General features: G+C 58.3%; 21 protein-coding genes and 1 tRNA gene. 7 read left to right on the top strand and 15 right to left on the bottom strand.

The annotated features are described in order from the left end of the window. Positions 1-151: 151 nt before the first annotated feature. From QFX07_RS00940 to QFX07_RS00925, 4 genes are all read right to left on the bottom strand, one after another. The gene (locus QFX07_RS00940) at positions 152-847 is read right to left on the bottom strand and encodes a methionine ABC transporter permease (RefSeq protein ID WP_279740985.1); all 696 of its coding nucleotides are present in this window, start codon (positions 845-847) and stop codon (positions 152-154) included. Continuing rightward, on the bottom strand, positions 848-1,903 hold the full coding sequence (locus QFX07_RS00935) for a methionine ABC transporter ATP-binding protein (RefSeq protein WP_279740986.1): 1,056 nt from the start codon (positions 1,901-1,903) through the stop codon (positions 848-850). A 145-nt stretch (positions 1,904-2,048) separates the two neighbouring features. After that, positions 2,049-2,927, bottom strand: a complete 879-nt coding sequence (locus QFX07_RS00930; protein ID WP_279740988.1) for a MetQ/NlpA family ABC transporter substrate-binding protein — start codon at positions 2,925-2,927, stop codon at positions 2,049-2,051. Positions 2,928-3,245: 318 nt separating this feature from the next. Beyond that, a complete protein-coding gene (locus QFX07_RS00925; protein ID WP_279754559.1) occupies positions 3,246-4,997 on the bottom strand; it encodes a long-chain-fatty-acid--CoA ligase in 1,752 nt (583 codons plus the stop codon). Positions 4,998-5,293: 296 nt separating this feature from the next. Between QFX07_RS00925 and QFX07_RS00920 the strand changes: the two genes are divergently transcribed. Together QFX07_RS00920 and QFX07_RS00915 are read left to right on the top strand one after the other, a co-directional pair. Beyond that, a complete protein-coding gene (locus QFX07_RS00920; RefSeq protein WP_279740991.1) occupies positions 5,294-5,956 on the top strand; it encodes a sugar O-acetyltransferase in 663 nt (220 codons plus the stop codon). A 47-nt stretch (positions 5,957-6,003) separates the two neighbouring features. Continuing rightward, positions 6,004-7,092: a hypothetical protein gene (locus tag QFX07_RS00915; protein WP_279754557.1), complete on the top strand. Its 1,089-nt coding sequence runs from the start codon at positions 6,004-6,006 to the stop codon at positions 7,090-7,092. A gap of 159 nt (positions 7,093-7,251) precedes the next feature. On the opposite strand, the gene QFX07_RS00910 is transcribed toward QFX07_RS00915, so the two are convergent. From QFX07_RS00910 to QFX07_RS00885, 6 genes are all read right to left on the bottom strand, one after another. Beyond that, complete coding sequence (locus QFX07_RS00910) at positions 7,252-8,727, bottom strand: dihydrolipoamide acetyltransferase family protein (RefSeq protein WP_279754555.1); 1,476 nt, start codon at positions 8,725-8,727, stop codon at positions 7,252-7,254. A gap of 93 nt (positions 8,728-8,820) precedes the next feature. Next, positions 8,821-9,807 (bottom strand): alpha-ketoacid dehydrogenase subunit beta, encoded by a 987-nt coding sequence (locus tag QFX07_RS00905; RefSeq protein ID WP_279754553.1) that lies wholly within the window; start codon positions 9,805-9,807, stop codon positions 8,821-8,823. 2 nt (positions 9,808-9,809) lie between these two features. Beyond that, positions 9,810-10,976 (bottom strand): thiamine pyrophosphate-dependent enzyme, encoded by a 1,167-nt coding sequence (locus QFX07_RS00900; protein ID WP_279740997.1) that lies wholly within the window; start codon positions 10,974-10,976, stop codon positions 9,810-9,812. Positions 10,977-11,355: 379 nt separating this feature from the next. Further along, positions 11,356-12,483, bottom strand: coding sequence for a histidinol-phosphate transaminase (locus tag QFX07_RS00895; protein WP_279741000.1), 1,128 nt, complete (start codon positions 12,481-12,483; stop codon positions 11,356-11,358). 276 nt (positions 12,484-12,759) lie between these two features. Beyond that, a complete protein-coding gene (locus tag QFX07_RS00890) occupies positions 12,760-15,180 on the bottom strand; it encodes an extensin (RefSeq protein ID WP_279754552.1) in 2,421 nt (806 codons plus the stop codon). A gap of 28 nt (positions 15,181-15,208) precedes the next feature. Next, complete coding sequence (locus QFX07_RS00885) at positions 15,209-15,793, bottom strand: ABC transporter substrate-binding protein (RefSeq protein WP_279741002.1); 585 nt, start codon at positions 15,791-15,793, stop codon at positions 15,209-15,211. A 250-nt stretch (positions 15,794-16,043) separates the two neighbouring features. Here QFX07_RS00885 and purB point away from each other — a divergent pair, with 250 nt between their 5' ends. Beyond that, positions 16,044-17,477, top strand: coding sequence for an adenylosuccinate lyase (purB, locus tag QFX07_RS00880; RefSeq protein WP_279741004.1), 1,434 nt, complete (start codon positions 16,044-16,046; stop codon positions 17,475-17,477). 96 nt (positions 17,478-17,573) lie between these two features. Here purB and QFX07_RS00875 read toward each other — a convergent pair whose 3' ends face one another. Beyond that, a complete protein-coding gene (locus tag QFX07_RS00875) occupies positions 17,574-18,452 on the bottom strand; it encodes a di- and tripeptidase (RefSeq protein ID WP_279754551.1) in 879 nt (292 codons plus the stop codon). A 271-nt stretch (positions 18,453-18,723) separates the two neighbouring features. Between QFX07_RS00875 and QFX07_RS00870 the strand changes: the two genes are divergently transcribed. After that, complete coding sequence (locus QFX07_RS00870) at positions 18,724-19,785, top strand: EamA family transporter (RefSeq protein ID WP_279741008.1); 1,062 nt, start codon at positions 18,724-18,726, stop codon at positions 19,783-19,785. 477 nt (positions 19,786-20,262) lie between these two features. Further along, the gene (locus QFX07_RS00865; protein ID WP_279741010.1) at positions 20,263-20,451 is read left to right on the top strand and encodes a hypothetical protein; all 189 of its coding nucleotides are present in this window, start codon (positions 20,263-20,265) and stop codon (positions 20,449-20,451) included. Positions 20,452-20,569: 118 nt separating this feature from the next. Here the strand turns inward: QFX07_RS00865 and QFX07_RS00860 are convergent, their stop codons facing one another. Both QFX07_RS00860 and QFX07_RS00855 read right to left on the bottom strand, forming a co-directional pair. Continuing rightward, the gene (locus QFX07_RS00860) at positions 20,570-21,358 is read right to left on the bottom strand and encodes a spermidine synthase (RefSeq protein ID WP_279754548.1); all 789 of its coding nucleotides are present in this window, start codon (positions 21,356-21,358) and stop codon (positions 20,570-20,572) included. Next, a complete protein-coding gene (locus tag QFX07_RS00855) occupies positions 21,358-22,122 on the bottom strand; it encodes a DsbA family protein (protein WP_279754546.1) in 765 nt (254 codons plus the stop codon). Before QFX07_RS00855 ends, QFX07_RS00860 begins: the two co-directional genes overlap by 1 nt. Before the next feature lie 308 nt (positions 22,123-22,430). On the opposite strand from QFX07_RS00855, the gene QFX07_RS00850 reads away from it, so the two are divergent. Both QFX07_RS00850 and QFX07_RS00845 read left to right on the top strand, forming a co-directional pair. Continuing rightward, positions 22,431-22,505: transfer RNA gene (locus tag QFX07_RS00850), tRNA-Thr, on the top strand. A 105-nt stretch (positions 22,506-22,610) separates the two neighbouring features. Next, positions 22,611-22,877, top strand: coding sequence for a hypothetical protein (locus QFX07_RS00845; protein ID WP_279741015.1), 267 nt, complete (start codon positions 22,611-22,613; stop codon positions 22,875-22,877). 126 nt (positions 22,878-23,003) lie between these two features. Here QFX07_RS00845 and QFX07_RS00840 read toward each other — a convergent pair whose 3' ends face one another. Further along, positions 23,004-23,879 (bottom strand): HpcH/HpaI aldolase/citrate lyase family protein, encoded by an 876-nt coding sequence (locus QFX07_RS00840; RefSeq protein WP_279741016.1) that lies wholly within the window; start codon positions 23,877-23,879, stop codon positions 23,004-23,006. A 218-nt stretch (positions 23,880-24,097) separates the two neighbouring features. Next, positions 24,098-24,637, bottom strand: coding sequence for a dehydrogenase (locus QFX07_RS00835; protein WP_279741018.1), 540 nt, complete (start codon positions 24,635-24,637; stop codon positions 24,098-24,100). Between the last annotated feature and the right edge of the window lie 157 nt (positions 24,638-24,794).

Below are 24,794 nucleotides of genomic sequence, written 5' to 3'. Positions count from 1 at the left end.
AGTCTCAAGCAACGCAGGGCTAAGTAATTAGCACCCCCTCCCCCGGTATGAAGAAAGACCCCCGGCCCGCTCCTTATGGAGCAGACCGGGGGTCTTCTATGCTGTATCAGCCGTACCTACAGTACCTACAAGGCCTACAAGGGGCACAAGCTTATCGACGCATAACCTTCTTCGCCAGGGAGTTACCGATGAACTGAACCAGCTGAACCAGGACGATAATAATCGCCACAACAGCCCAGGTAATCTCGTCATTAAAGCGCTGGTAGCCATCCACAATCGCGATCTTACCCAGACCACCAGCACCCACGTAACCGGCCATAGCGGACATATCCACCACGCCGATAATGAGGAAGGTGTAACCCAGGATCAGCGGGCCAAGCGCCTCCGGAATCATCACGGTAAACAGGATGGTCATCTTCGAAGCACCCATCGCGCGAGCCGCCTCAATCACACCCGGATCAATGGAGACCATATTCTGCTCCACAATACGAGCAATAGCGAATGCTGCACCGAAGCTCATCGCAAAGACCGCCGCGTTCACGCCCAGGCGGGTACCCACCACAGCACTAGTCAGCGGGCCCAGAGCCGCAATCAAAATAATGAACGGAATCGGGCGAATCACGTTCACCAGAATGTTCAGGACAGTGTACACAAAACGGTTCTGGAAGATATTACCTGCACGGGTGGTGTACAGCAGAGCGCCCACAATCAGGCCGACCAGACCTGCACACAGCATCGTAATAGACACCATGTAGAAGGTATCACCGATAGCCGGGAGTAGCTTCTCGGGTAGGAACTCAGACCAGTCCGTCTTCGAGGTAGCCAGCGGAAGAGTAGTAGCAAACATTTAGCGCACCTCCTGCACGCGGGCAACGGTCTTCAGTTCGGCAACAGCAGCATCAATACTGGTGATTTCGCCGAGGAGTTCCAGGGTGAGGGTGCCGTAGGCTTTACCCTGCAGGGTCTCGATACCACCGCCCACAATGTTGAAGCGGACGTTACGGGAACCCAGGTAGGACAGCACCTTACCGAGCTCCTGGTTACCTTCCACAATCTCAACGTTGACGAGGTACCCCTTGTGGTTTGCACGCAACTCAGCCGCTTCCTTGCCAGTGGGGGCAAGCTTCACGGTGGTTGCCACGAAGAGTTTTGCCACCTCAGTCTGCGGGTTGGAGAAGACATCGTACACGTTGCCCTGCTCCACCACACGACCGGACTCCATCACTGCCACACGGTCAGCAATAGTGGACACCACATCCATCTCGTGGGTAATGACCACAACGGTCACACCCAGTTCACGGTTGACCTTCTTCAATAGTGCAAGCACTTCATGGGTGGTTTCAGGATCCAGCGCACTGGTCGACTCATCGGCCAGTAGCAGAGCCGGGTTAGTGGCGAGCGCACGCGCAATGCCCACACGCTGCTTCTGACCGCCAGAGAGCTGGTTGGGGTAGTGACCTGCACGGTCTGCCAGACCCACGAAGTCAAGCATCTCCAGGGCGCGAGCACGGCGGTCCTTCTTAGACCAGCCAGCAATCTTTAGCGGGAACTCAACGTTACCGAGCACAGTGCGGGAGTTCATGAGGTTGAACTGCTGAAAGATCATGCCGATATTGGTGCGTGCTTCACGCAGTTCGGAGTCACGCTTACCTGAAATCTCAAAGCCGCCAACGGTCAGGGTGCCGCTGGTGGTGGTTTCCAGACCGTTGATGAGACGGACCAGGGTGGACTTACCGGCACCAGAGTAGCCGATAATTGCAAAGATTTCACCGCGGTTAATGGTGAGGGAGACGCTGTCGACGGCAGTTACTGCCTTGGGGCCGGTGCCGAAGACTTTGGAGACTCCGTCCAGAACCACCATGGGCGCGATGCTGTCGCCGAGGCTCTGTGTCAGTTCACTCATAAATTTGTATCCGTTATATGTCGTGGTTGGGGCGTCAAGGGCCTTAACGCCGGTACGCAAAGGACGGTAAGCCTTTCGTGCCCCGCATCGGGTGCATAGACTTACCGCCTTTGCGTATGCCTAGATGAGGCGTGTATTCAGAAGATTACTTCTTAGCGCGCAGCTTGGCTTCTTCGTTAGCCAGGGACTGACGGAGTTCGTCGGTGCTTACGTTGACCTCAACAGCGGTGCCGCGGGTCTCTTCCTGGACGACGTCCATGACGGCCTTCGTGTGGAAGATTTCGACGATCTTCTTATAGGTTTCGTCGTCAGCCTTGTCCTTCTGTGCAACGAACAGGTTCACGTACTTGATAGCGGAGGGGTCGCTCTTGGGGTCGTCCTGAGCTAGAGCGTCTGCGGGCTTCAGGCCGGCGTCCTTGAGGAAGTCGTTGTTCACAACAGCACCGTCTGCAGATTCCATGCCGACCACGGTCTGGGTTGCGTCAACGGGGGTAACCTTCACCTTAGAGGCGGAGGTGTCAACGTCATCGATGGTAGGTGAGTCAACGTCAGCGCTCTTGAAGGTGACCAGACCGTTGGTCTTCAGCAGCTTCAGCGCACGTGCTTCGTTCACGGTGTCGTTCGGGATAACGATTTCGCCACCCTGGGGGATATCAGCCAGCTTGGAGTGCTTCTTGGAGAACAGAGCCATCGGGTAAATCACGGTCGGGCCGACAACCTGCAGGTCCTTGTTGGCGCTGACGTTGTAGTTCGACAGGTATGCGATGTGCTGGAAGCGGTTCATGTCGATGTCACCGGCGTCCAGTGCGGGGTTCGGCTCAGTGTACGCGCTGAACTCCTTGTACTCAATGTCGATGCCCTGCTTCTTAGCTTCTTCCTTCAGGGTCTTGTTGAACTTCTCAGAACCAACCACACCGATGGTGACCTTCTTGGAGCTGGAGGAAGAGGAGGAATTGGTGGAACCGCAGGCTGCCAGGCCAAAGACCATGGGGACGACTGCGAGAGCAGCAGCAAACTTCTTCACGGCTATGAATCTTTCTGTTGAATGATGATGCGTTCCACCGGGTGCTCACGTTGGTACTAGCACGTCCGATGGGAATGATGATGGGACAATTACAGCACGCACAGGGGCGGGTGTGGAAGTTGAGCTCTATTCATGAGACACAGAACGTCAAGGTCGTCATATTTTGTCATAATTCTTCACAGATTGATTATTGCAACGTCATTAAAACCCGCTCCTCGATCCTCCGTACACAAAAACGCCGGCCCGGGCAAAACAAACCCAAGCCGGCGTTCATCCTACCCACCTGTTACGGACCGGGGGGGGGATCAACCAGTACTACTAATCGAACTCGCCCGAAGCAATCAATTGCTCACGCACCTTACGGCGCAGAACCTTACCCAGCATCGAACGCGGCAGATCATCCACGACCACGATGCGGCGCGGAACCTTATAGCGGGTCACCTTCGAGTAGCAGTGCTCACGTAGAGTATGCTCCTGCACCACTCGGCCCGGGGCGGCAATCACAGCAGCAACGACCATCTCACCACCTGCAGGCAACGGAATGCCCACCACCGCCGCATCAGCAACCGTATCGTGCTGCTTGAGGGCGACCTCAACCTCCGTCGGGGAGACATTGAAACCGCCGGTAATAATAACTTCCTTAATGCGGTCCACAATCTGGATGAAGTAGTCCTCGTCCAGGCGCACAATATCACCGGTACGCAACCAACCATCGGGGGTGATGGTCTTTGCCGTCTCGTCCTCACGCTTCCAATAGCCAGCAAAACGCTGAGGGCCCTTCACCCACAGCTCCCCCTCTTCGCCATCGGGCATATCCTCACCGGTCTCCGGGTCTACCACACGAATATCGGTGGAGGGGAACGGAACACCAATGAAACCGGCGCGGCGAGTATCATTGAGCGGGTTGCAGGACACCAGCGGGGCACACTCAGTCAGGCCGTAGCCCTCCACCATGAAACCACCGGAGGCTTCCTCCCACTCGGCAACCAGCTCAGGCGGCAGGTTCATCGCACCAGACACCGCGTAACGGATACCCTCCAGGGACACGCCGCGCTTCTTCGCCTCGTCCATGAGCCGGCGGTACACCGGAGGAACCGCAGGAAGAATGGTCGGGCGGGTCTTCTTCATCGCCTTCAAAATCAGGTCCATGTCCACGGTCGGGAACAGCACCAGGCGGGCACGGCACAGCGACGCAATCGTCACGCCCAGGGTCATACCGTACGCGTGGAACAACGGCAGAACCGAGTAAATCACCTCGTCATCGCCCGGGTTAATCCATGCCTCACCCATACGGCCGTTAGACTCCAGGTTACGGTGGGTGAGCATCACACCCTTCGGCCGACCGGTCGTACCCGAGGTGTACTGCAACAGCGCAATATCGTACGCGGTCGGACGGCGATGAGACGGGTCAATACGCTCACTCTTCACCAAATGAGCCCACGATATAGTCCCCGGAGCGGAACCAGTCAGCTTCTCACGCGAAGCACGTGCATTTTTCAACGGCAACTTCAGCGCGGTACGCATCAGCGTGGGCATCGCCGAAATCATGTTCACCGAATAAATATGAGATGGGCGGATATCCGACGGCAGACCCGTAATATGCGAAGCAATCTTATCCCACACAATCGCGATCTTCGCACCGTGATCCTCAAACATGTGACGCAACTCCGCGCCCGTATACAGCGGGTTATGCTCCACCACAATCGCCCCTAGACGCAGAATCGCGTAAAACGCTGCAATATGCTGAGGACAGTTCGGCAAAATCAGCGCCACACGGTCACCCGGCTGCACACCCGCCACACGCAGACCCTCCGCCGCACGCTCAATCTGATCCCCCAACTCAGCGTAGGTGGTCGTCGCACCAAAAAACTCCAGCGCCACCTTATGCGGTGCGGTACGAACCGCCTCATCAATGAGATGACTCAATGACGTCTCCGGGAGCTCAATATCGCGTGCAGTCCACGGAGTATAGTTCTTCAACCAGGGGCGATGCGCCAACGGATGCGTGCCAGCGGGGGATGCAGGTGCCACTGCATCCTGCAGGTTCGTATTCTTCTGAGCCTCAGTCATGCATTGATTGTGCCTTCCCACGCCCTCACGCTTCAACTCAGTGGCGCCTCTTTCCACGCTGAAAATCACGCCGTACACCCACCCCAGATACCGCAATAAACGCCGAAACACTAAGGTAAACCCAAGCAACTCTGGGATACTTAAAGCATGAGTAAACGACAGCAAGAGATCACTGACGAACAGTTCAAGAAGCTCCTCCGCGAAATTTCCAAACGATTCACTATCGCCGGAGGAGTCGTTATCCTGTTCGGAATGGCTATCATCGCGCTAGTCTACCTTCTGGGAGGAGCCCACTAATGCACACCCCGCAGCGCCCCACCGGTGAAAACTTCAACCGTATGACCAACGGTTCCGTCTACATGCCCGACGCCGAATGCGCCACACAGTTCAAACGCATTTATGCCGCCACCATCCTAGCCGAAGAACACTACGCACGCGGCGAGCAAGCGCAGGCAATGCACGTCTACCGTAAACACCTCGGCCACCTGGGCAAACACGCCCACATCCGACCCGGCGTACGCTTTGACTACGGCGTGAACACCTACATCGGTGACGGTTCCTTCTTCAACTTCGGCACCGTCTTCCTGGACGTCTGCCCGATCCGCATCGGCTCTACCGTACTGGTTGGTAGCAACGTACAGTTTATGACCCCCACCCATCCGCTCCACCCCGGCGACCGCGCCGACTACTGGGAAGCAGGCGCGCCCATCACCGTTGAAGACAACGTATGGATCGGTAGCGGAGCTATCATCCTGGGCGGCGTGACCATCGGCAAGAACTCCGTGATCGGTGCAGGAACTGTCGTCACCAAGGACGTCCCCGCTAGCTCCCTCGTGGTGGGCAACCCCGGCCGCGTCATCCGCACCCTGGATGAGAACGAGCGCCCCGCACACCCGCACACCTTCTCCGCAGAAGCTATGGAAGAAGCACGCGCCTTCTACGCTAACCGCGCACTCTAAGGCAACCCGCTTACCACGACCCCAGGATTAGAGATATAAAGGACTTAATGAACGCACAGAACAACACCCCGCAGCAGCATCCGGCTGCTGCGGCGTCCTCCCCCACTGAAAGTGACCTGTGGGAGGCAGCATTCTCCTCCGACGACCCCACCGTGGTCCTGACCGATGAGGAGCTGAACGCGGCACGCCACGCCCACGAAAAAGCGCGCAAGTCGAGCTCTTCGGCGCAGTCCTCACAGGATGCAACCCGTCCCCTCACCGGGGCGGCTACCGCAACCCAGCCGACCCTCTCCCCCGATGCCACTTATCAAGGTGCAGAGTCCGGCGCTAACTTCGGCGAGCCCGGAGATGACAACCTCAGCTGGCTCGACAAGCCTACGCTCCCCAGCCCGGACAACGTACGCAACGGCGCAACTGCCGCCCCCGCTACCGCTACAAGCTACGAGGTGCCCACACCCAGCAACGCCCCCGCTGCATCGAGCACCCCGCAGGCTGCCCCCACGGCAGATGACCACTTCATCATCTCCACCCCCGCAGGTGATGCCGCTGGTTCGGAACCCATCCTCACCGCCGCAACCGCGCTGTCCATGCAGAAGAGCCGCTACTCCCGCATGCACCTGCTGCCCGGTCTGCTCGGCTGGCTGATTACCATCTCCCTCATGGACGGTGGCTTGTGGGCTATCAAATCGTGGCTGACCCTGACCGGTCAGACCGAGTCCGTCGAGTATGCCTCGGTGGTCTCCAGTCTGTTCAGCGGCGCATCGCACGCTGTGCCGGTCGCGGTGGCGTTGGGTGTGCTCATCTTCTTCGCCTACCTGGTGGGCGGTTACGCAGCCGGACGCATGGCACGATTCGCTGGCGTGAAGCAGGGCATTGCCGTATGGCTCTGGCAGATTATGGCACTCATCATCGGGTCCCTGGCGACCTTCCTCGCGCCTCAGCTGTTCCAGAACGGTGTCGCGTCCCTGTCCCTGCAGAAGCTGATTGCGGGCGATTTTGCGAACGGTCTGCTGGCGGTTCTGCTGGTTCTGGCGTTGAGCTTCCTCGGCGCTATCCTCGGCGGTCTATGCGGACGCCTGTACCACCGCCGCGTGGACAAGTATCCGAGCGACCAGGTGGCACGCAAGGACGCCTAGACTTCTAAGCACCTGCACCTAGTTGCAATAAGAATAAACCGTACAGAAAACCTCCGGTACCTTAGGTAAGGTACCGGAGGTTTTCTGTATCTAAATATCTGTATCCTCAACAACCTCAGCTACCCAGCGATACGACGCTGGCTATCTAAAACATACCGCCTAGTGGTCCAGCAGCAGTGCAGGCTCCTCTAGAATTGCAGCCACATCAGCCATGAAACGAGCCGACAGGTCCCCATCCACCACACGGTGATCGAAGGAGCCACCCAGGGTCGTCACCCAGCGAGGAATAACTTCACCATCAACAACCCACGGCTTCTGCTTGATCGTACCAAAGGCAATAATCGCGACCTCACCGGGATTGATAATCGGGGTACCCGTATCAATACCCAGCGAACCAATGTTCGTAATGGTCAGAGTGCCATTCGCCATCTCAGCAGGCTGAGTCTTACCCTCACGAGCACGAGAGGTTAGGTTGTTCAGTGCAATAGCCAGCTCACGCAGGGACAGCTCCTGCGCGTCCTTAATGTTCGGAACCATCAGGCCGCGCGGGGTTGCCGCAGCAATACCCAGGTTCATAAAGTGCTTAATCTGGATTTCGCTATCGGTCCATGTTGCGTTGACCTGTGGGTTACGCTCAGCAGCCCAAATAACCGCGGCGGCAAGCACCAGCAGCGGGGTGACCTTCACGCCCTCAAAGTGGCGAGACTTCTTCAGACGCTTCACGAACTCCATGGTGCGCGAGGCATCAACGTCCACGAAGATGGACACGTGCGGAGCGCTAAACGCCGAGGAAACCATTGCCTTCGCGGTAGCCTTACGCACGCCACGCACCGGGATACGCTCGATGCGGTCACCGGGGGTGGTTGCAGACTGCCAGAAGGGCTGGCGGGCACCGCTATGCTGCACATCGTTCAGGTGCGCCACATAGTTCATGAGGTCTTGCTTAGTCACCTGGCCGCGCGTACCGGTAGCGGTCACGTTCGCCAGGTCAACACCCAGCTCCTTTGCGGCAAGACGCACCGGAGGCGGCGCGAGGGTTGGGCGGTGCGGAACCTGCTCGGGAGCCAGAGTCGGCGCAGGAGCCGCTACGGGCTCGGGTGCTAGACGCTGCACCACCGAGTTCAGCGGAGTGTTCTCCACAAAGCGGGAGGCGCGCTCAGCCAGCTCACCCAACAGGCCCTGGTTGCGATTCACCGGATCGGCGGGGGCGTGCGCCACGGGTGCCTGAACAGCCGGTGCAACCGATGCCACAGTAGCCTGTGCGGGTTGGGTTGCGGAGGCGCTGCGCTTGCGGGCGCGACGCTTCACCACATCCGCCTTGGGACCGGAGCCGACCAGCGCGGTGCCGGACTCAGCCTCTGCGGCGGTGGGAGCTATCGGGGTTGCGGGTGCCTTGTCGCCGCCGGAGATGCTGATAATCGGGGTGCCCACCTCAACGGTTTCACCTTCAGTAACAAGCAGCGCCTCGACGGTACCGGCGAAGGGCGAGGGAAGTTCCACGATGCTCTTAGCGGTTTCAATTTCAACGAGGACGTCGTTGATGGCGACCTCGGCGCCGACTGCTACCTTCCAGCTGAGGATTTCTGCTTCGGTCAGGCCTTCACCCACGTCAGGGAGCGGGAAAATCTGGGACATTTTTACCTCTCACTAGGGTATATACCCTATACGGAATATTCTGTGCGGGCTTACAACCCGCCGTAGCGCAACACGCTAATACTGAGGGAGTAACTAGTAGTCAAAAGCACGGTCGACCGCCTCAAGAATACGGTCAATATCGGGTACATACTCTTCCTCAACACGGGAAACCGGGTACGGCATGTAGTAGCCACCCACGCGAATCACCGGCGCCTGCAGGCTGTAGAAGCAACGCTCCGTAATCGCCGCAGCCAGCTCACCACCCATACCGCCGAAGGTTGGCGCCTCGTGGGCAATAATCAGGCGACCAGTCTTCACTACCGAAGCAGCAACGGTCGGCACATCCAGCGGTGAAATCGAGCGCAGGTCAATGACCTCGATCGAGCGGCCATCCTCCACGGCAGCCTCAGCGGCAGCCAGAGCAACCGGCACCAGCGGACCGTACGCAACGATAGTCGCATCCGTACCTTCACGCACCACCTGGGCGCTAAAGGGATCAAAGGAAGTGTCGCTAAAATCCACTTCGCCCTTGAGCCAGTAGCGGCGTTTCGGCTCAAAAATAATGACCGGGTCGGGGCACTCAATCGCCTTACGGGTCATCCAGTACGCCTCGTGCGGGGTCGAGGGGGTCACAATACGCAGACCCGCAGTGTGGGCGAACAGCGCCTCCGGGGACTCGGAGTGGTGCTCCACAGAACCAATCACACCACCATACGGAATACGGATAGTCACCGGCACCGTGTACTGCTTGTCGGTGCGGTTATGAATCTTCGCCAGCTGGCTCGTGATCTGGTTGTAGGCGGGGAACACGAAGCCGTCGAACTGAATCTCCGGCACGGGACGGTAGCCACGCAGCGCCATACCGATGGAGGTACCGATAATGCCAGACTCGCCCAGGGGCGCATCCATAACGCGGCGGTTACCGAAACGTGTCTGCAGACCCTCGGTCACACGGTACACGCCGCCGAGCTTACCGATATCCTCACCGAGCATGACGACGGTGCGGTCGGCTTCCATGGCGTCTTCTAGGCCGCGGGTAATCGCCTTGGCGAGGGTCAAACGTTCAATTTTCTCGCTCATGCTTACTCCTCTTCAAAGCCTGCAACGTAGTTACGGTAGAACTCGCGGTCATCTTCCACCTGCTGGTGTTCCTGCGCGTAGACGCGGTCGAAGAAATGCTCAAAGTCTGCAACTTCGATGTTCAGCAGTGCCTCGCGCACGCCGGATGCAACCTGCTGTGCGGATTCTGCGACCTCAGCAAAGAATGCATCATCGGCGTAGCCGTTATCGCGCAGGTGCTTCTCAAGGCGCAACATGGGGTCGCGGCGCAGAGGACCTTCCAGGTCGGCATCGGTGCGGTACTTGGTGGGATCGTCCGCAGTGGTGTGCGGGCCGAGGCGGTAGGTCTCAGCTTCAATCAGCACGGGGCCTTCACCGGCACGAATCTTCTCCATGGCATAGCGGGTTGCGGCGAGCACCGCGAGAACGTCGTTACCATCCACGCGGATACCTTCAAAGCCGTAGCCTGCGGCGCGGGTCGACACCGGCACGCGGGACTGCACCTCGAAGGGCACGGAGATAGCCCAGCGGTTATTCTGCACGAAGAAGAGCACCGGCGCGTTATAGGAGGCGGCGAAAACCATGGCTTCGTGCGCGTCACCCTCGGTGGAGGAACCGTCACCGAAGTAGACCGCCACGGCGGGCTTCTGGGTATCCTCGGCGGGGTCGGTTGCCTGACCCTGGCCGGTGCGGCGAGTGCCGGTTTCAGCCTCGATATCGGCATCAAAGTTCAGGCCCATGGCGTAGCCGACGGCGTGCAGGGTCTGGGCGGCAAGCACCTTGGTGTAGGTATGGAAGTTGTGCGCCTTCATGTCCCAGCCGTGGGTGGTGGCTCCGCAGAAGATGGTAATCAGGTCGCGGAAGTCCACGCCACGCGCCAGTGCGACGGCGTGCTCACGGTAGGACGGGAAGATGTAGTCGTTGGGTGCGTAGGCAAATGCAGAGCCGATCTGCGCGGCTTCTTGGCCTCGGCTGGGTACCCAGAGGGCGAGCAGTCCCTGGCGCTGTAGGGCGGTTGCCTCATCGTCGAATCGGCGGGTGGTGTACATGAGACGGTATGCTTCGCGCAGAGTGTCTGCGTTGACGTCTTCGATGTACCGGCTGTAGGTGGGGTGTTCGTGTACGGTGCCATTTTCATCCATGAGCTGGATACGTTCGGGCACTCCGGGATACTTGTCGTTCTCGTGCATCTAACCTCCACACGTGACGAGGGCTTGGCCCTCAGCGGCTTAGGTTTTAGTCTCAACTTTCACCTAATGGTGCAGGATTTGAGGTGTTCCGGCAAGCCTGTGAGGGTCTGGGCATATACAGTTACCAGTCTACTCTTTCCGGCTCTATCTCGCGGCAGTTACGCTGATAACACAGCGTATTATGCCCTATCGTTCAGTATTTGATTATCATCAAATTAGGAATATATGGGAGGTTTAATTTAACTTTTAAAGCCACTTTAGAGACCAGATTTTTCTCTCCGAAGCACAAATATTGAACTCTAAACAATCCCCGACAAGAGAAAATAGTACATTGTTCAATTAGGGTCGAATGGGCACCCCCATCCCTTCACAAGATGCCCTAGAGTTCCTTCATGAAGACCTCACAGAGCGAGAGAAAACGGTCATTCGCCTCCACCTCACCGATGCTCACACGAACACCCTCGGTACCGAACGCACGCACCGACAGCGCATGTTCAGCCATCAGCTGCACAAACTCACCCGTGCACTCCCCCAGGGATAGCCACACGAAGTTCGCGTAAGTGCTCGGGAAATCATAGCCCAACTCCCACAGTCGAGTGGTCACGCGCTCACGCTCAGAGACCAGGTGGCTAACACGCTCCATCACCGCATCCTCATGCTTGATGGAGGCGATAGCCGCCGCCTCAGCCAGCGCCGTCACGGCGAACGGGGTTGCCGCCACGCGCAGGTGCTGCGTAATCTGCGAGTGAGATATCGAGTAGCCCACCCGCAGACCCGCCAGGCCCTGCGCTTTGGAGAAGGTGCGCAGAATGATGACGTTCTCGTAGTCGTGGTAAATGTCCATGCCGTTCAGCGGAGCTTCTTCACTGTCCGGCACGGTGGAGGCGGCGCAGAACTCGAAGTACGCCTCGTCAATCACCACGGGAATGTGAGCGGGCACCTTCGCCAGGAACGCACGGATCTGGCTTTCAGTGACGGCGGGGCCGGTCGGGTTGTTGGGGGTGCAGACCAGGATCAGGCGGGTGCGTTCGGTGATGGCTGCCACCATGGCGTCCAGGTCGTGTGAACCGTCGGGCAGGTTCGGCACCTGCACACTGCGAGCACCCATAATACCGACGAGGATCGGGTATGCCTCAAAGGAACGCCAGGCGTAGATGACTTCGTCTTGCACGCCGTCGATATTTACGCCGGCGAAGGTTTTGAGGATTTGGTTGAGCGCGCCGAGGCTTCCGGCACCGGTAACAATGTCGTCAGCGTCCACACCGAGCCGTGCGGAGAGCTTCTGGCGCAGGGCGGTAGAGAGCGGATCGGGGTAGCGGTGCGCGGTCGCAAATTCTGCGAGGACGCGCGCGACCTCGGGCACGGGGCCCAGCGGGTTCTCGTTCGAGGAGAGCTTGTACTGGGTGAGGCCTTCAACGGGTGTGGGCGGTTTACCTGCCGCGTAGCTAGGCAGGGTGCTAAAGACGGGGCGGACCGGGATATTGGCGTGTTCAGCTGACTGGCTCATGGTTCCAGTATGTGCCTGCGGGCGGTTCGGAGGCTAACGCTTCTCACCTGGAGAGCAGGTCGCGATCAAGCTGTAGCTATGCAGGTAGCAGATAGTGGCCGCTAGCGCTGTACGCAAAGGCTACATGTAAAGGCTGTACGCAAAGATGGGGGGCGCCGCCGGGGTCGTTCCCGCAGACGCCTCCCTTTCTCTTTTTCTGCTCTACTCTACTCGCCCTCCACCCTCGACCGAGCCGTCAAGATTGGCTCTTAAGACTGGGTTTTTAGACTGGTACTTTTAGATCATCAGTGGTTCACGCTCCTCGATGGGAGTCAGGTCCTCAGGAGGGCCCGGGGCGCGGAACCCGAGGTCGATGTTCTCGGGCGGAGTTGGTGCGAGGAACCCGGGGTCAATGCTCTTAGACGGGAACATAGGCGCAGGCTTCAGGTCTGGCAGCGTCGGGATGAGCGACTCACCACCGTCGTAGTCTCCGCCTTGACTATCGCCACCGACCACATGCGGCATAGCCGTTAGGTCACCAATCCGAGGTAGCGATTCAACCACATCTGGGGGGCCCTGAATGAGGCGGGGTGCGAAGTTCCCAAGGGCGGGTTGTGCTTCCGGGCGCACGATGAATCCGGGGTCGATGTCCTCTGCCGGTGCCATGGGCATGCGGCTGACGGGCTGAGTGTCCTGCGGTGCGTTGACGATAAATCCGCGGTTGGCAGGTGCCTCGGTAGTGGAGGCCAGTAGCTTTGCGGCTAATAGCGCGGGTTGTGCAGGTGTAAGGTTCGGTGCGGGCAAGGAACCTGAATTCGGCATCTGCAGTACAGGGGTTTCGGGCCAGGTAGGCTTCGGGTTCTGAGGCTTTTCCTGCGGAGTCGGCTCGGGATGAGGGATGGTCTTTTGGACACCCTCAATGACGGCGGGAATGTGCCCAGTAACCGCCTGTACGGTTTCTCCAGCTTCTCGTTGGAGACCCTCGGCCCTCTGCTTGGCCATCTCCATGCCCAGCTGGACATCTGCAACGGTATCTTCAATTTTCTGCCAAGTATTTTCGACGTTGCCACGCGCTACACTATCTACTCGGTGCAGTTCTCCATCTGTATATTGGTCTGCGGCCTCGTAATAAAATTGAGGGTTAAGTTGTACCCCGGCATCAAGAGCATGTTGAGTGTACCTAGCCCCACGTAATCCATACTCATTCAGACGTTCTTCAAACGTGTAACCATCTGGCATAGCGGAGCCCGAGGTAACCCTTTGTTCCCCTTGCACATAATCTTCTGCTCTGAGAGCACCCAGAGTTTGGTTTCCGTATCCTTCGCGTTGCAAGGTTTCTCTATATGCCCCTCCGTCATGTTTGAAATTTGAAACCGTAATTGCGGTATCGCGTTCATCGGGACGCCAACCTCCAAACGCCCTCAGAGCAGAGTCAGGAACCGGGTCTCCATCTCCTTCCACGTAGTCCACTCCAAAATCACGGCGTTTAGCCGGTAGACCTCGTAGCGGGGAGGCTTGAGTATAGACACCCACAATGTTGATCTCTTTAGCGACTTCAGTACTATTCGCCATATTGTAGGCAATCATTCCTCCCTGACTGAAGCCTTCCATATACACTCGGGCACCCTGAGGTGCTCCGGCATCACGGAGGGCTTGCAAAACCATCTGATAGGCGGGGTTCTCCAGAGTATCGTTACCCAGTGCTTCACGAAGAGTCCCAGGAATATCCATAGGAGATCCACCAAAGGAAGAAAAGTTAGTGCCCGGAATGCTCACGACGTACAGGGCATATGCGGGATCCCCTTCGTGTCCTGCTTTGTACATAACGGTGACGAGCACGGCACCACGTTCACCCTTAGTCGGGTCCTGTTGGGAGCGTTCAAACTCCTGGTCCTGCGCCTTGGCGGCCGCCTGAAGACGCTCAGCACTGGCGTCCACTGTGAGACGGTCTTTCTCGCCGGAATGCGCACTAACCCCATACTCATCGGCTGAGGTGGTGCGCACATTATGTGCTTTCTTATCAGAATCCGGATCACGGAGGGGACCGACGATTCCAACTCCGCCTATTGCTAAGACTTTTTCAATAAATCCCTGGGGTATTTTTGTCACGGCAGAGAGTCGGCCAGCAATACGCTGACGGGCAATTTCGGGATTCCACTTGGTATCAAAGTAGGCAGTAACACCGAAGATAATACCCGCTACGACAGGCGAATACGGCAACAGCCAATAGGCCGAGAAGTACCCGAGCTCGGGAATGGTGAGCTTCAAGAGGTAGGTAGCTTCGCCGGGTTCTCCAGCAATGAGTCCGCGCAGGTGGTCTCGGGTACTACGTCCGTCGGTGAGCTTACCGCCCTTTGCAATGCCCATCGAATCGAACCAACCAGCGACGGTCTTTTCAACCTGCAGGTAAGAACTGTGGGCTGCACGGACGGCGGCTGCAGTGGCGCCGAACTTTGTGGCGCTCAAACCGAGGTCTGTGGCAAGGACGGAGCATACAGCGGCAGCCTGCTGGGCACGTCCGTTGATGCCGAGAAAGAGACGAGTTTCAGCGGCGATGCCGAGAATGGGCATGGTGCGGTCGACGCAGGTGCGGCTGACGGCGTCGAGGCCGTCGGCAATGGCGGGCATTTCTTCAAGCTCAACGCTGATGGTGCCTGCGGTGGGCCCTGCGGAGTCGGTGAGGTCACCGATGGGTGCAACGGTGGGTCCGGTAATCATGGTATCTCCTAGGGTGAGGTGAGTGGGTTCAGATAAGCGAGCTCAGCCCGTCGGGCAGGTTCACGTGCATGAGCAAATTCAGCGTTGACTGGGCTTTTTGTACGCCTGAGCGGGCTATGATTTCGCCGGGGTCGAGCTTTTCGAGGAGGTCGGCGGCGCTATCAGCGAGTTTTCCGAGTAGGTTATCTACTACGGAGGCGGCGGCTTGGATTTCCTGCGCTTTGGCAGTGAGGTCGTTGGCGAGTTCTTCACCAGCGGCGGCAATCATGGCAGCGGCACCTTCGGCTTGTTCAGCTTGGTTGCGGACTTTTTCGCGGTGTTCTTGGAGTTGTCGCCGGTAGGCGCGTCCGGCTTCGGATACCCAGTGGTTGCCGTTGAGTTCGTTGGCGTGTTGGTGTGCGATGCGGATTTCTTGGGCTTCGGTGCGCATCCTGTGGGAGAGTTCTGCGCCTTTGGCTCGGGCGAGCGCGGCGGCAGCCATGAGCTGAGTGGCGAGGGTGTGGCCGGCTGCGGTGCCGATGCCCATGTGTCCTGCTGCGCGGAGGATATCGGTTGGTTCGATCCGGGGCAGTTGGAGTACGGGAGGTGGTGCGGTGTCGACGATGGCGTTCATGGTGTGTCCTTTCGCGGCGGGTTTGTTTTAGGCTAAATCTGCCGCGGTGACCGTGCAGGCTGAGTACGCTAACCTGTGGATAACTCAGGCATGTTTCAAAAATTCGCACATTTTGCGCCTTCAAAACCCGAAAAATGCCCCTTCCGCCGCACCTCGATTTGTCATATTTCTGCAACTAACCGAACCGCCCATCACGTCTATGTACTCTGCCCACCTCTTTTTTTCGGCGGATTCGTGCAAAAATAGAGTTATGTCTCACATCAATAACACCTTTTTGCCTTCTGGCCGTATCGACCTGGGCACCGGCGACCTTGCGCTGGGCCCTCTGGATGGACGCTACGCATCCGCCACCGCACCCCTGACCAACTACCTTTCTGAGGCCGCTCTGAACCGCGATCGCATTCACGTTGAGGTTGAGTGGTTCATCTACCTGTGCGAGCATTCGATTCTTCCGGGCCTGTCCCCGCTCACCGGTAAGCAGAAGAATGGTCTGCGCGCGATTGTCACTGATTTTGATGCTGATTCTGTCGCTGAGCTGGCAGAGATTGAGGCAGTCACCGTTCACGATGTGAAGGCTGTCGAGTACTACATTGGCCGCCGTCTGGAGGGTCTGGGTCTGGGGCACCTGGTGCCGCTGGTTCACTTCGGTTGCACCTCCGAGGACATTAACAACCTCGCCTACGCGCTGGGCATCAAGGATGCTGTTGAGAACGTGTGGGTTCCTGCCGCTGAGAACCTGATTGAGGTGCTGCTTAAGCTGGCTGAGGAAGGCCGCAACGTGCCGATGCTGTGCCGTACTCACGGTCAGCCTGCAACTCCCTCCACCCTGGGTAAGGAGCTGGGCGTGCTCGCGTACCGTCTGAAGCGCCAGGTGAAGCACGTTGCTGCAACCGAGTTCCTGGGCAAGATTAATGGTGCGACCGGCACCTACGCTGCTCACTATGCGTCGGTTCCTGACGCTGATTGGCAGGATGTTTCTCGTGGTTTTGTGGAGCACCTGGGCCTGACCTGGAACCCGCTGACCACCCAGATCGAGTCACACGACTGGCAGGCTGAGCTATACTCGGATATCGCTCATTTCAACCGCGTGCTGCACAACCTCTGCACCGATGTGTGGAGCTACATTTCGATTGGTTTCTTCCGCCAGATTCCGGTGGCTGGTGCAACCGGTTCGTCGACCATGCCGCACAAGGTGAACCCGATTCGCTTTGAGAATGCGGAGGCTAACCTGGAGCTCTCCAACGCTCTGCTGGATTCGCTGGGTTCGACCCTGGTGACTTCTCGTTGGCAGCGTGACCTGACGGACTCCTCAGCACAGCGCAATATTGGTGTGGCATTTGGTCACTCGGTGCTGGCTATCTCCAATGTGGTGAAGGGTCTTGAGCGTCTGGATATTGCAACCGAGGTTATTTCGGCTGATCTGGATGCGAATTGGGAAGTCCTGGCTGAGGCGATCCAGATGGTGATGCGTGCTGAGGCTATCGCGGGTGTTCCCGGCATGGAGAACCCGTATGAGCGCCTGAAGGAGCTGACTCGCGGCCACCGCGTGGATGCCGCTCGCCTGACGGAGTTCGTGGCTACGTTGGGCCTCTCTCCCGAAGCTGAGGCACGTCTGTCGGCTCTGACTCCGCACACTTATAACGGTATTGCGGCTCAGCTGCTGGATCACGCGAAGAACGCTTAGTCCGTAGCGAAGGATTAAACTGAAGACCCCGGTTCCCTTAGGGATCCGGGGTCTTCAGTGTACTGGGTCTTTGCTTTGTTCTGCTGGCCAGCGGGTTTAGCGGCCGAGCATGCGGCGGCGGCCGGTTTCGGTATCGTGATCCTTGCCGCGGGTGAAGACCTTGCCAGCTACCTTACCTGCGTCCTTGACGCCTTTGAGCAGGTAGCCAGCCACGCCGGTTGAGGTGTCTTCGGAGCTATCCTGCACACGGGGTGCACGTGGGGTAATCATGAGCTCTGAGGGGAAGTACGCGGGTGCATTGCCGAAAGCACGGCGGGTGTTGCGTACAACGTCCTTGCCAAGCGCCAGGTTTGCGCCGCCGCCAACGACTGCGCCCACGCCGAAGGGTAGGGCACGGCCGAGCAGTGCGCCGGTCTGGCGGGCGAGGAATCGGCGGATGAACAGGTTGCGGATGGTGCGTTCGACGCTGAACATCTTGCCGCTGGAGGAGTTGCCAAGCAGCATGCCCCATTTGTTGGAGACGCCGCTTGCTTTACCAGTTTGCAGCAGCACAGTATTCATGAGCTGGGAGCCTTCTTCACCGAGCATGATTGCCATGACCATGGAGCGGGCGGTTTCGGCGTCGCGTACGTGCACGCCGTGCAGTTCTGCGACGGCCTGGGCGTAGAGTGCAGTGCGTTCGAGATAACCGCCGACTGCTAGCGCGGACAGGCTCATGGAGGTGACGGTACCGACGCCGGGCACGAATGCGGATGCGCCGGTGACGCCACCGATGGCGGTGATGTCACGCAGGTAGGTGCGGTCGAGTCGCTTGTGGATTTGTTCGGGGGTTTCGTCGGGGTGCGCTTCACGCAGTTTTTTGACGATGGACAGCGCGAGCGGTCGTTGCATACGCAGTACGTTGTCGAGGGTGGTGGTTAGCGCGGGACGGGGGTTACCGTCTTTATCAAATAGAGACTTCTTCGGGTCAAGCATGCTCTCAGTAAATCATGGCTTGGTGAATATTTCCTGAATATGGGGCCTGTGGTGGGGTGTAGGGATGAAATTTCACCGAGGGCGTGTGTTTTTTTGACCGCTTGTTAAGGTGTTTTGGTCTCTATTTGCGTCGGATTTTAAAGCGCGTAAAATTGTCGTAGATTACACACTATTCATTGTTTGCATAGTGCGTGACCTGTTTCACGGAGATTTGGGTCGCGCCTGATAACAGATAGCGACTGACACCTCTTCTGAACTAATAAGGATTGCTATGACTTCTTCCACCCATACGCCCAATGCTGCGCGTTCTCCCCTGGCGACTCAGGGGCTGGGTGTTGCGTACGCGACCGGCGCGATTATTTCCGCGCAGTTCGGTGCGGCTCTCGCCAAGCAGCTGATGGGCGATTTGGGTCCCTGGGGCGTGGTGGCTCTGCGCCTGCTGACTTCTTCTGTCCTCCTGTGGGCGTTCTTCCGTCCACAGATTCGTTCGTGGACCCGCCAACAGTGGATGACGGTCATTGTCCTTGGTATCGCCCTGACCGGTGCAAATGCGTTCTTCTATGTGGCGATTGAGCAGGTTCCGCTGGCGATTGCGGTGGCAATTGAGTTCATGGGCCCGCTGGTTCTGGCGACGGTTATGTCGCGCCGCAAGCTGGACCTGGTGTGGATTGCGTTGTCCTTTACGGGCATGGCGATTCTGACGGCCGAGTCCCAGGCTAAGCCTGAAGATTTCGCCCTGATGGGCGTGTTTTTCTCGGTCCTGACCGCTGTTTCTCGTGCCGCCTATATTCTGGCGACGGAGAAGGTGGGCGCGCTCATCCCGGGCATGGGTGGCATGGTCATGGGTAACGTTGTCTCTACCCTACTGGTTATGCCCTTCCCATTCTTGATTAGCGGCAATAACCTGCTGAAGGTTACCCAGGATGTGAACCTGCTAGCTATTGGCTGCGTGATGGGTCTGCTGGCTTCTGCTCTGCCGGCGCTGGGTGAGGTTTCTTCCCTGCGTCTGCTCCCTGCACACATTTACAGTGTTGTACTGTCCCTGGAGCCTGCAATTGCGGCGGCTGTGGGTATTGTGATGCTTGGTGAGGCGACCGGTCTGGTTCGTTGGGCTGCTATTGCTCTGCTGGTGGCTGCGAGTATCGGCATTTCAATTTCTCACGCTCGTGCGCAAAAGAAGGCGCAGGAGGAGGGTACTTTCGAGGATTCCGATCGATACCTGCCCGGTGCGGTGGATGCACACGCAGTGGATATTGCACAGATGGCAACCAGTTCCATTACACTCCCATCAGCCAGCCAGATTAAGGCTGACCGTGAGACAAAGGGCCTCTAACCTGCTGAGATTTTGAGCGTATCAACGGTTTCTAGCACCCCCGGGTAACGAGTGGAATAGTATCTCGTGCTGCCCGGGGGTGCACTCTTTATCTGCTTAACTGGGCTGGTCAGGTTCGTGCCCCCGCCCAAATCGATACCTCACCTGTACACCTTAAGAGATACACCGCCTCCTTCGAAGACGCAGGAAGGAGAATCATGCCGCATACTTCATCTCAACGCCCCGCTCTGGGCGTCATATTTGTGTTGATATCCTGCTTGTCACTGCAATTCGGTGCCACGTTCGCGATGACGCTCTTTCCGCTGTTTGGCGCGCTGGCTATTACCGTCAGCCGCCTGACGATTGCTTCCATTGTGGTGGGTAGCGCCGTGTGGTTGGCGGCGCATTGACATACCCGCCGCGGCGGCGAAACGCCGCCGGGTACGCTGTCCTGGTCGAAGGAGCAGTGGCGTGCCGTCATCATTTTCGGTCTGATGAATGGCTTCTTCTATTGCGGCGATTGCCGGTTGGGCGCTGCTGAATCAGAAGACCGGCCCGATTCGTTGGGTGCCGATTTTCCTGCTGATGACCGCGAGCATAGGCATTACGCTCACCACCACGAAGGGTAGTTCTCCTCCACAGAAGGGTGACGGCAAGGACCCCGTTCCCATGCCGCTACCTGAGTAAAAACCAAAATTCCACCGGCGCGCGGCGTATAGAAAAACCCCTATAGAAAACTCATAGAGAAAACCGTTGAGGCGGGTACCTAGCTAGGTACCCGCCTCAACGGTTTTGTATGTTCGGTTTAGCTCTCAGCCAGTTGTTCCAGCAGGTCGCGCAGCTCATCGGTGGTGAGCACCTCCGCCGGATGCGGGCCCAGGGCGTACAGCCGGTCTTGGGTGTCCTCGTCCAGCTTACGGGAGGTACCAACCAGCACAAGGTTGCCCTCGTTCTGCCCGCTGATCATGGAGCTTTCGCACAGACACCACACGTGATCGAAGACTTCCAGCATGGCGATTGCCTGCAGCTGGAAGAAGGGCAGACCCGCATCGTCACCCACGTTGATGGCAACCATACCGCGCTCACTCAGGGCGTCCTTGAGTTCGCGGTAGAAGTCGCGGTTCGTCAGGTGGGCGGGCGCGTCCATGCCGGTGAAGATATCGAGGATAATCGCATCGAAGCCGGGCACGCCCAGCAGTTCGAGCAGGTTTGCCAGCTGCTCGCGGGCGTCACCGACCACCAGCTGGCAGTCGGTACCTGCGGGTAGCGGCAGGCGATCCGTCACGAAGCCCATGAGCTCGGGCTCAATATCCACGGCAATCTGGCGGGAGCCGGGGCGGGTCGCCTGAATATAACGCACAAGGGTGAGCGCACCGGCGCCCAGGTGGGCGGCAGTGATGGGTTCACCGGCAGGTGCAAGCACATCCACAGTGTTTGCGATGCGGCGCAGGTACTCGTAGAACACGTAGTCGGGGTTCTGCACATCCACGTGGGACTGCTCGGCGCCACCGATTTCGAGGACGTATCCGTGGTCGCTGAACCCGTCGGGGTGGATTTCGGCGCGCTGACCACCAGAGAGCTGAATATGTGCCACTACTTCACGCCAGCTTCACGTTTGAAGGTGCTGACCAGGTCATCCACCGAGGAGGAGGAGTCCAGTCCTTCAACGACCTTATCGTTCACGGCGAAGGTGGGGGTGCCCTTCACACCAATCTTCACTGCGTGCTCGTAGTCGCGCTGAACGGGCTTGACGGTGTTGGAGTCGAGCAGAGCCTTGTCGAATTCTTCGGTATTCAGGCCCAGTTCCTTGGCGTAGTCATTGAAGAGGGTGCGCAGCTTATCGCGTTCTTTGATGTTCTTCCAGTCGTTCTGGGCGGCGAAGAGCTTGTTCGCCATTTCAACGTGCTTACCCTGCGCTTCGGCGGCCTCCACGGCGAGCGCTGCGGGTACGGCGTTGGCGTGCATGTTCAGCGGCATGTGACGCACGGTCACGTTCAGCACACCGTCAAGCTTCTTGGCGGCTTCTTCAAACTTAGGTTCTGCCTTAGCGCAGTAGGGGCACTGGTAGTCGGTGTACAGGGTTGCGGTGCCTGCGCCGGGTACTTCGCGATTGAGGCGGTAGCCGACGTAGCCGTCATCGGCGGTTGCCGAAGCAGTAGCCGAGGGGTCAGCAGATGCCAAAGCACTCGCGGATGCGCTTGCCGAGGTAGCGGCGGTGCTTGCAGATGCGCTCGCCGAACCACTCGCAGACGCCGATGCGGAGGACTGGGAGGAGCTGGAACCGCATGCGCTCAGTCCCAGTGCGGCGGCGGGCACTACGCCCAGCAGCAGGGTACGACGGTTGAGGGGTGAAGTCATGGGGGTTCCTCTCTCTACGGGTGGCGGGCTGGCCTATGGGTAATCAATCTGTGGTTGATGTGCACTGTGAAGTGCTGTCGGCCGCCGTGGGTATAGGCTTTATTGTATGCCCCTGCCCTGAACTTTCCCTATCTTCGGGCGGGTTTGCGGAGTGAATGCAGTGCACACCATAGCCGCTCTGCCGCCTGCTCTCAGCTGCGGGCCCGGTGCTGAAAGTAATTAGCCTCTCCCCCGCCTTTTTTGGTACTATTGCGGGGTATGCACTGTTCGCCGGTTGCTTTCGGGCAGTTGAGAACGGAAGCATATGCGCCTCTATAGCTCAGGGGTAGAGCATTTCCCTCGTAAAGAAAAGGTCGTGGGTTCAAATCCCACTGGAGGCTCCACATCCGCCGTAACGCATGCCGGTTTCCGGTATGTTGCGGCGGTTTTTAACATCTGAGAGATGTTGTTTTCTCGAAGATGTCACCGTCGAACTTTAGGAGATTCTCATGTCTTCTCGATCCACATCCACTAAGCGCCAGAGGGGCCGCCCGCAGGCAGGTCGCACCTCCGCTGGCTCTGCACGCCCGATGAGCCCGACTACACGTTTTACTCTGGTGTATGTGTTGGCGCTGGTCGTTTCTCTGGCGGTGTGGTTCTTCTATCGCTCCGTGTATGAGAATGACACCACTTTCATGGTACCGATTGTGATTTCTTTGGTGACTTCGTACGTGTGCGCTCATGCGCTGACGGGCGGCAAATCACCCCGCAACTAGGCTACTGACCGGCAGCCCGCCAGACTATAGCCTCGTGAGGTTTTAGGCAGACAAAAGCCGCGCGTCCGATTCCCCTTTCAGAGCTCGGATGCGCGGCTTTTTATGCGTATACTTTACGCCAGCACCTTACTTGGAGGCACGCTGGAAGTCGCTGTCGGTCTTGCCCCACAGGCCGTACACCTTGGCGAGTTCCTTGACCTTCTTTGCACGCAGGTAACGCGGCAGGTAGGATCCGTCGCGGGGGCCGTCGAGGGGCACGTCTAGCATCTGGTGTGCTTCTTCGATCTCGATCTCGCTGGGGGAGAACGCCGCGTTGATGGTCTCCGCCTGGCGGATATCCAAGGTGATCTTACCGGTCATGCCGTGGTCGTTCGCGTAGCCGCATGCCTTGGAGAGGTCGCCACCATACGCGCCGAGGGTCGGGCCGTCAATGGGGCCGGGAAGACCACCCAGAGTGGAGGCAATCACCAGCTGCGAACGCACGTAGGCCAGTGCCATGGGGGTTGCGGAAGAACCGGTATCGCGGCGGTAGTCACCCGCACCGAATGCGAGGCGGAAGGTACCGATAGCGCGGGCAATATCCACCGAGTGGTGCACACCGAGTGCGGACTCAATCAGCGCAATAATAGGGGTACCGGCGGGCAGTTCGGCAGCAGTGCGGTCGATGTCGGTGGCGTGCTCTGCGGTGGCGAGCATGACGCCTCGCAGACCTTTCACGTTCTTGAGAGCCTTGACGTCCTTCCACCAGTGTTCGGTGGTGATGGCGTTGATTCGCACCCATGCGACCACACCGGAGTTGAGCATACGAACGACCTGTTCTCGGGCTGCGTCCTTCTCTTCGGCGGGGCAACCGTCTTCCAGGTCGATAATGATGGAGTCAGCCTCGGATTTGAAGGCCTCTTCAAAAACTTCTTCGGTTGAGTTGGCGCGCACTAGGAGCCAGGAGCGTGAGAGGCTGGGGCGCAGCTGACGCGCACGCTCATTGCGATGGAATTCAAACATGGTGTGTGACTTCTTCCGTGAATTGTATATACATTGGATTGTGCCGTAGAGGGGCAGGAAAAAGTCTGCGGTTCTTCCGCGCGTACCATCGCATTGTGTCGCCACCTCCATTGTGACGGAACCGCATAAGAAGTGTCCTACACCTCTTCTTTAAGCCTATCGTCTGCTGAGGTGCACATCAAACTAACTCACCTGTTGATCGCAATTTAGGCCCTGTGTTATGCCTCAACCAGTTGGGTGCGGCCGACGGGGATTCCGTCATCAAAGGTCAGCTCGCCAGCAGCTTCCTTCTGGGCACGCTGAATCAGGCGTTCCGCATCCTCAATGTGCTGGATGACGGTTTCTACGCGGCGGTGCACGCTCACCTGGCGGTCGCATGCACTCGCACAATTGCCGAAGCAGCGTGCCATGGCGAGCGCTTCGGCGCAGAGGGCCACGGCATTACCAGCTTTGGATAGGGCGCGATTTAGGTCGGAGTAGGTGCCGAATGGGGAGGCGGGAATATCGCCGTCGCTGGGGGCGAGGCGGTGCGCTTCCATAACGACGGCACGCACGCGCGGGATGAGGTCGGCGAGAGCGTTTGCGTCCGGCACAATGAGTTCAATCATGGAGGTGGACGAATCGGTTGCCGCTAGGCGTTCGAGGACCTGGTGGAAGCGGTCAATGCCGCGAATGAACCGGTCGTGGGATCGGCGCCAGATACCTTTGCCGAGTTCGGCGTCGTCGCGGCGCGATTGCAGGTAGCTTTTAAGTCCCATATGTCCTCCTCTGCGTGGTGTGTGTGCCGTGTTTGTTGGTCGGTGGAGGCTGCTGACGATGGGCCCTGCAGCGATCCGCAAACCTCCTTATACTTAGGTTACCCTAAATCTCTTTTAGTGACGAGCTGTCAGCATTCAGCTGATTATTTCGAACCCA

Origin of the sequence: Rothia similimucilaginosa (assembly GCF_029850985.2) — a bacterium.
Classification (GTDB): Bacteria; Actinomycetota; Actinomycetes; order Actinomycetales; family Micrococcaceae; genus Rothia.
The sequence above is the reverse complement of the archived record's forward strand: the minus strand, read 5'-3'. Positions and strand labels throughout refer to the sequence as shown.

Bases quoted from the DNA above. Each gene is read 5' to 3' on its own strand.
- QFX07_RS00940 (WP_279740985.1), bottom strand. From the start codon at position 847: ATGTTTGCTACTACTCTTCCGCTGGCTACCTCGAAGACGGACTGGTCT.
- QFX07_RS00935 (WP_279740986.1), bottom strand. From the start codon at position 1,903: ATGAGTGAACTGACACAGAGCCTCGGCGACAGCATCGCGCCCATGGTG.
- QFX07_RS00925 (WP_279754559.1), bottom strand. From the start codon at position 4,997: ATGACTGAGGCTCAGAAGAATACGAACCTGCAGGATGCAGTGGCACCT.
- QFX07_RS00920 (WP_279740991.1), top strand. From the start codon at position 5,294: ATGCACACCCCGCAGCGCCCCACCGGTGAAAACTTCAACCGTATGACC.
- QFX07_RS00915 (WP_279754557.1), top strand. From the start codon at position 6,004: ATGAACGCACAGAACAACACCCCGCAGCAGCATCCGGCTGCTGCGGCG.
- QFX07_RS00910 (WP_279754555.1), bottom strand. From the start codon at position 8,727: ATGTCCCAGATTTTCCCGCTCCCTGACGTGGGTGAAGGCCTGACCGAA.
- QFX07_RS00905 (WP_279754553.1), bottom strand. From the start codon at position 9,807: ATGAGCGAGAAAATTGAACGTTTGACCCTCGCCAAGGCGATTACCCGC.
- QFX07_RS00900 (WP_279740997.1), bottom strand. From the start codon at position 10,976: ATGCACGAGAACGACAAGTATCCCGGAGTGCCCGAACGTATCCAGCTC.
- QFX07_RS00895 (WP_279741000.1), bottom strand. From the start codon at position 12,483: ATGAGCCAGTCAGCTGAACACGCCAATATCCCGGTCCGCCCCGTCTTT.
- QFX07_RS00890 (WP_279754552.1), bottom strand. From the start codon at position 15,180: ATGATTACCGGACCCACCGTTGCACCCATCGGTGACCTCACCGACTCC.
- QFX07_RS00885 (WP_279741002.1), bottom strand. From the start codon at position 15,793: ATGAACGCCATCGTCGACACCGCACCACCTCCCGTACTCCAACTGCCC.
- purB (WP_279741004.1), top strand. From the start codon at position 16,044: ATGTCTCACATCAATAACACCTTTTTGCCTTCTGGCCGTATCGACCTG.
- QFX07_RS00875 (WP_279754551.1), bottom strand. From the start codon at position 18,452: ATGCTTGACCCGAAGAAGTCTCTATTTGATAAAGACGGTAACCCCCGT.
- QFX07_RS00870 (WP_279741008.1), top strand. From the start codon at position 18,724: ATGACTTCTTCCACCCATACGCCCAATGCTGCGCGTTCTCCCCTGGCG.
- QFX07_RS00865 (WP_279741010.1), top strand. From the start codon at position 20,263: ATGGCTTCTTCTATTGCGGCGATTGCCGGTTGGGCGCTGCTGAATCAG.
- QFX07_RS00855 (WP_279754546.1), bottom strand. From the start codon at position 22,122: ATGACTTCACCCCTCAACCGTCGTACCCTGCTGCTGGGCGTAGTGCCC.
- QFX07_RS00845 (WP_279741015.1), top strand. From the start codon at position 22,611: ATGTCTTCTCGATCCACATCCACTAAGCGCCAGAGGGGCCGCCCGCAG.
- QFX07_RS00840 (WP_279741016.1), bottom strand. From the start codon at position 23,879: ATGTTTGAATTCCATCGCAATGAGCGTGCGCGTCAGCTGCGCCCCAGC.
- QFX07_RS00835 (WP_279741018.1), bottom strand. From the start codon at position 24,637: ATGGGACTTAAAAGCTACCTGCAATCGCGCCGCGACGACGCCGAACTC.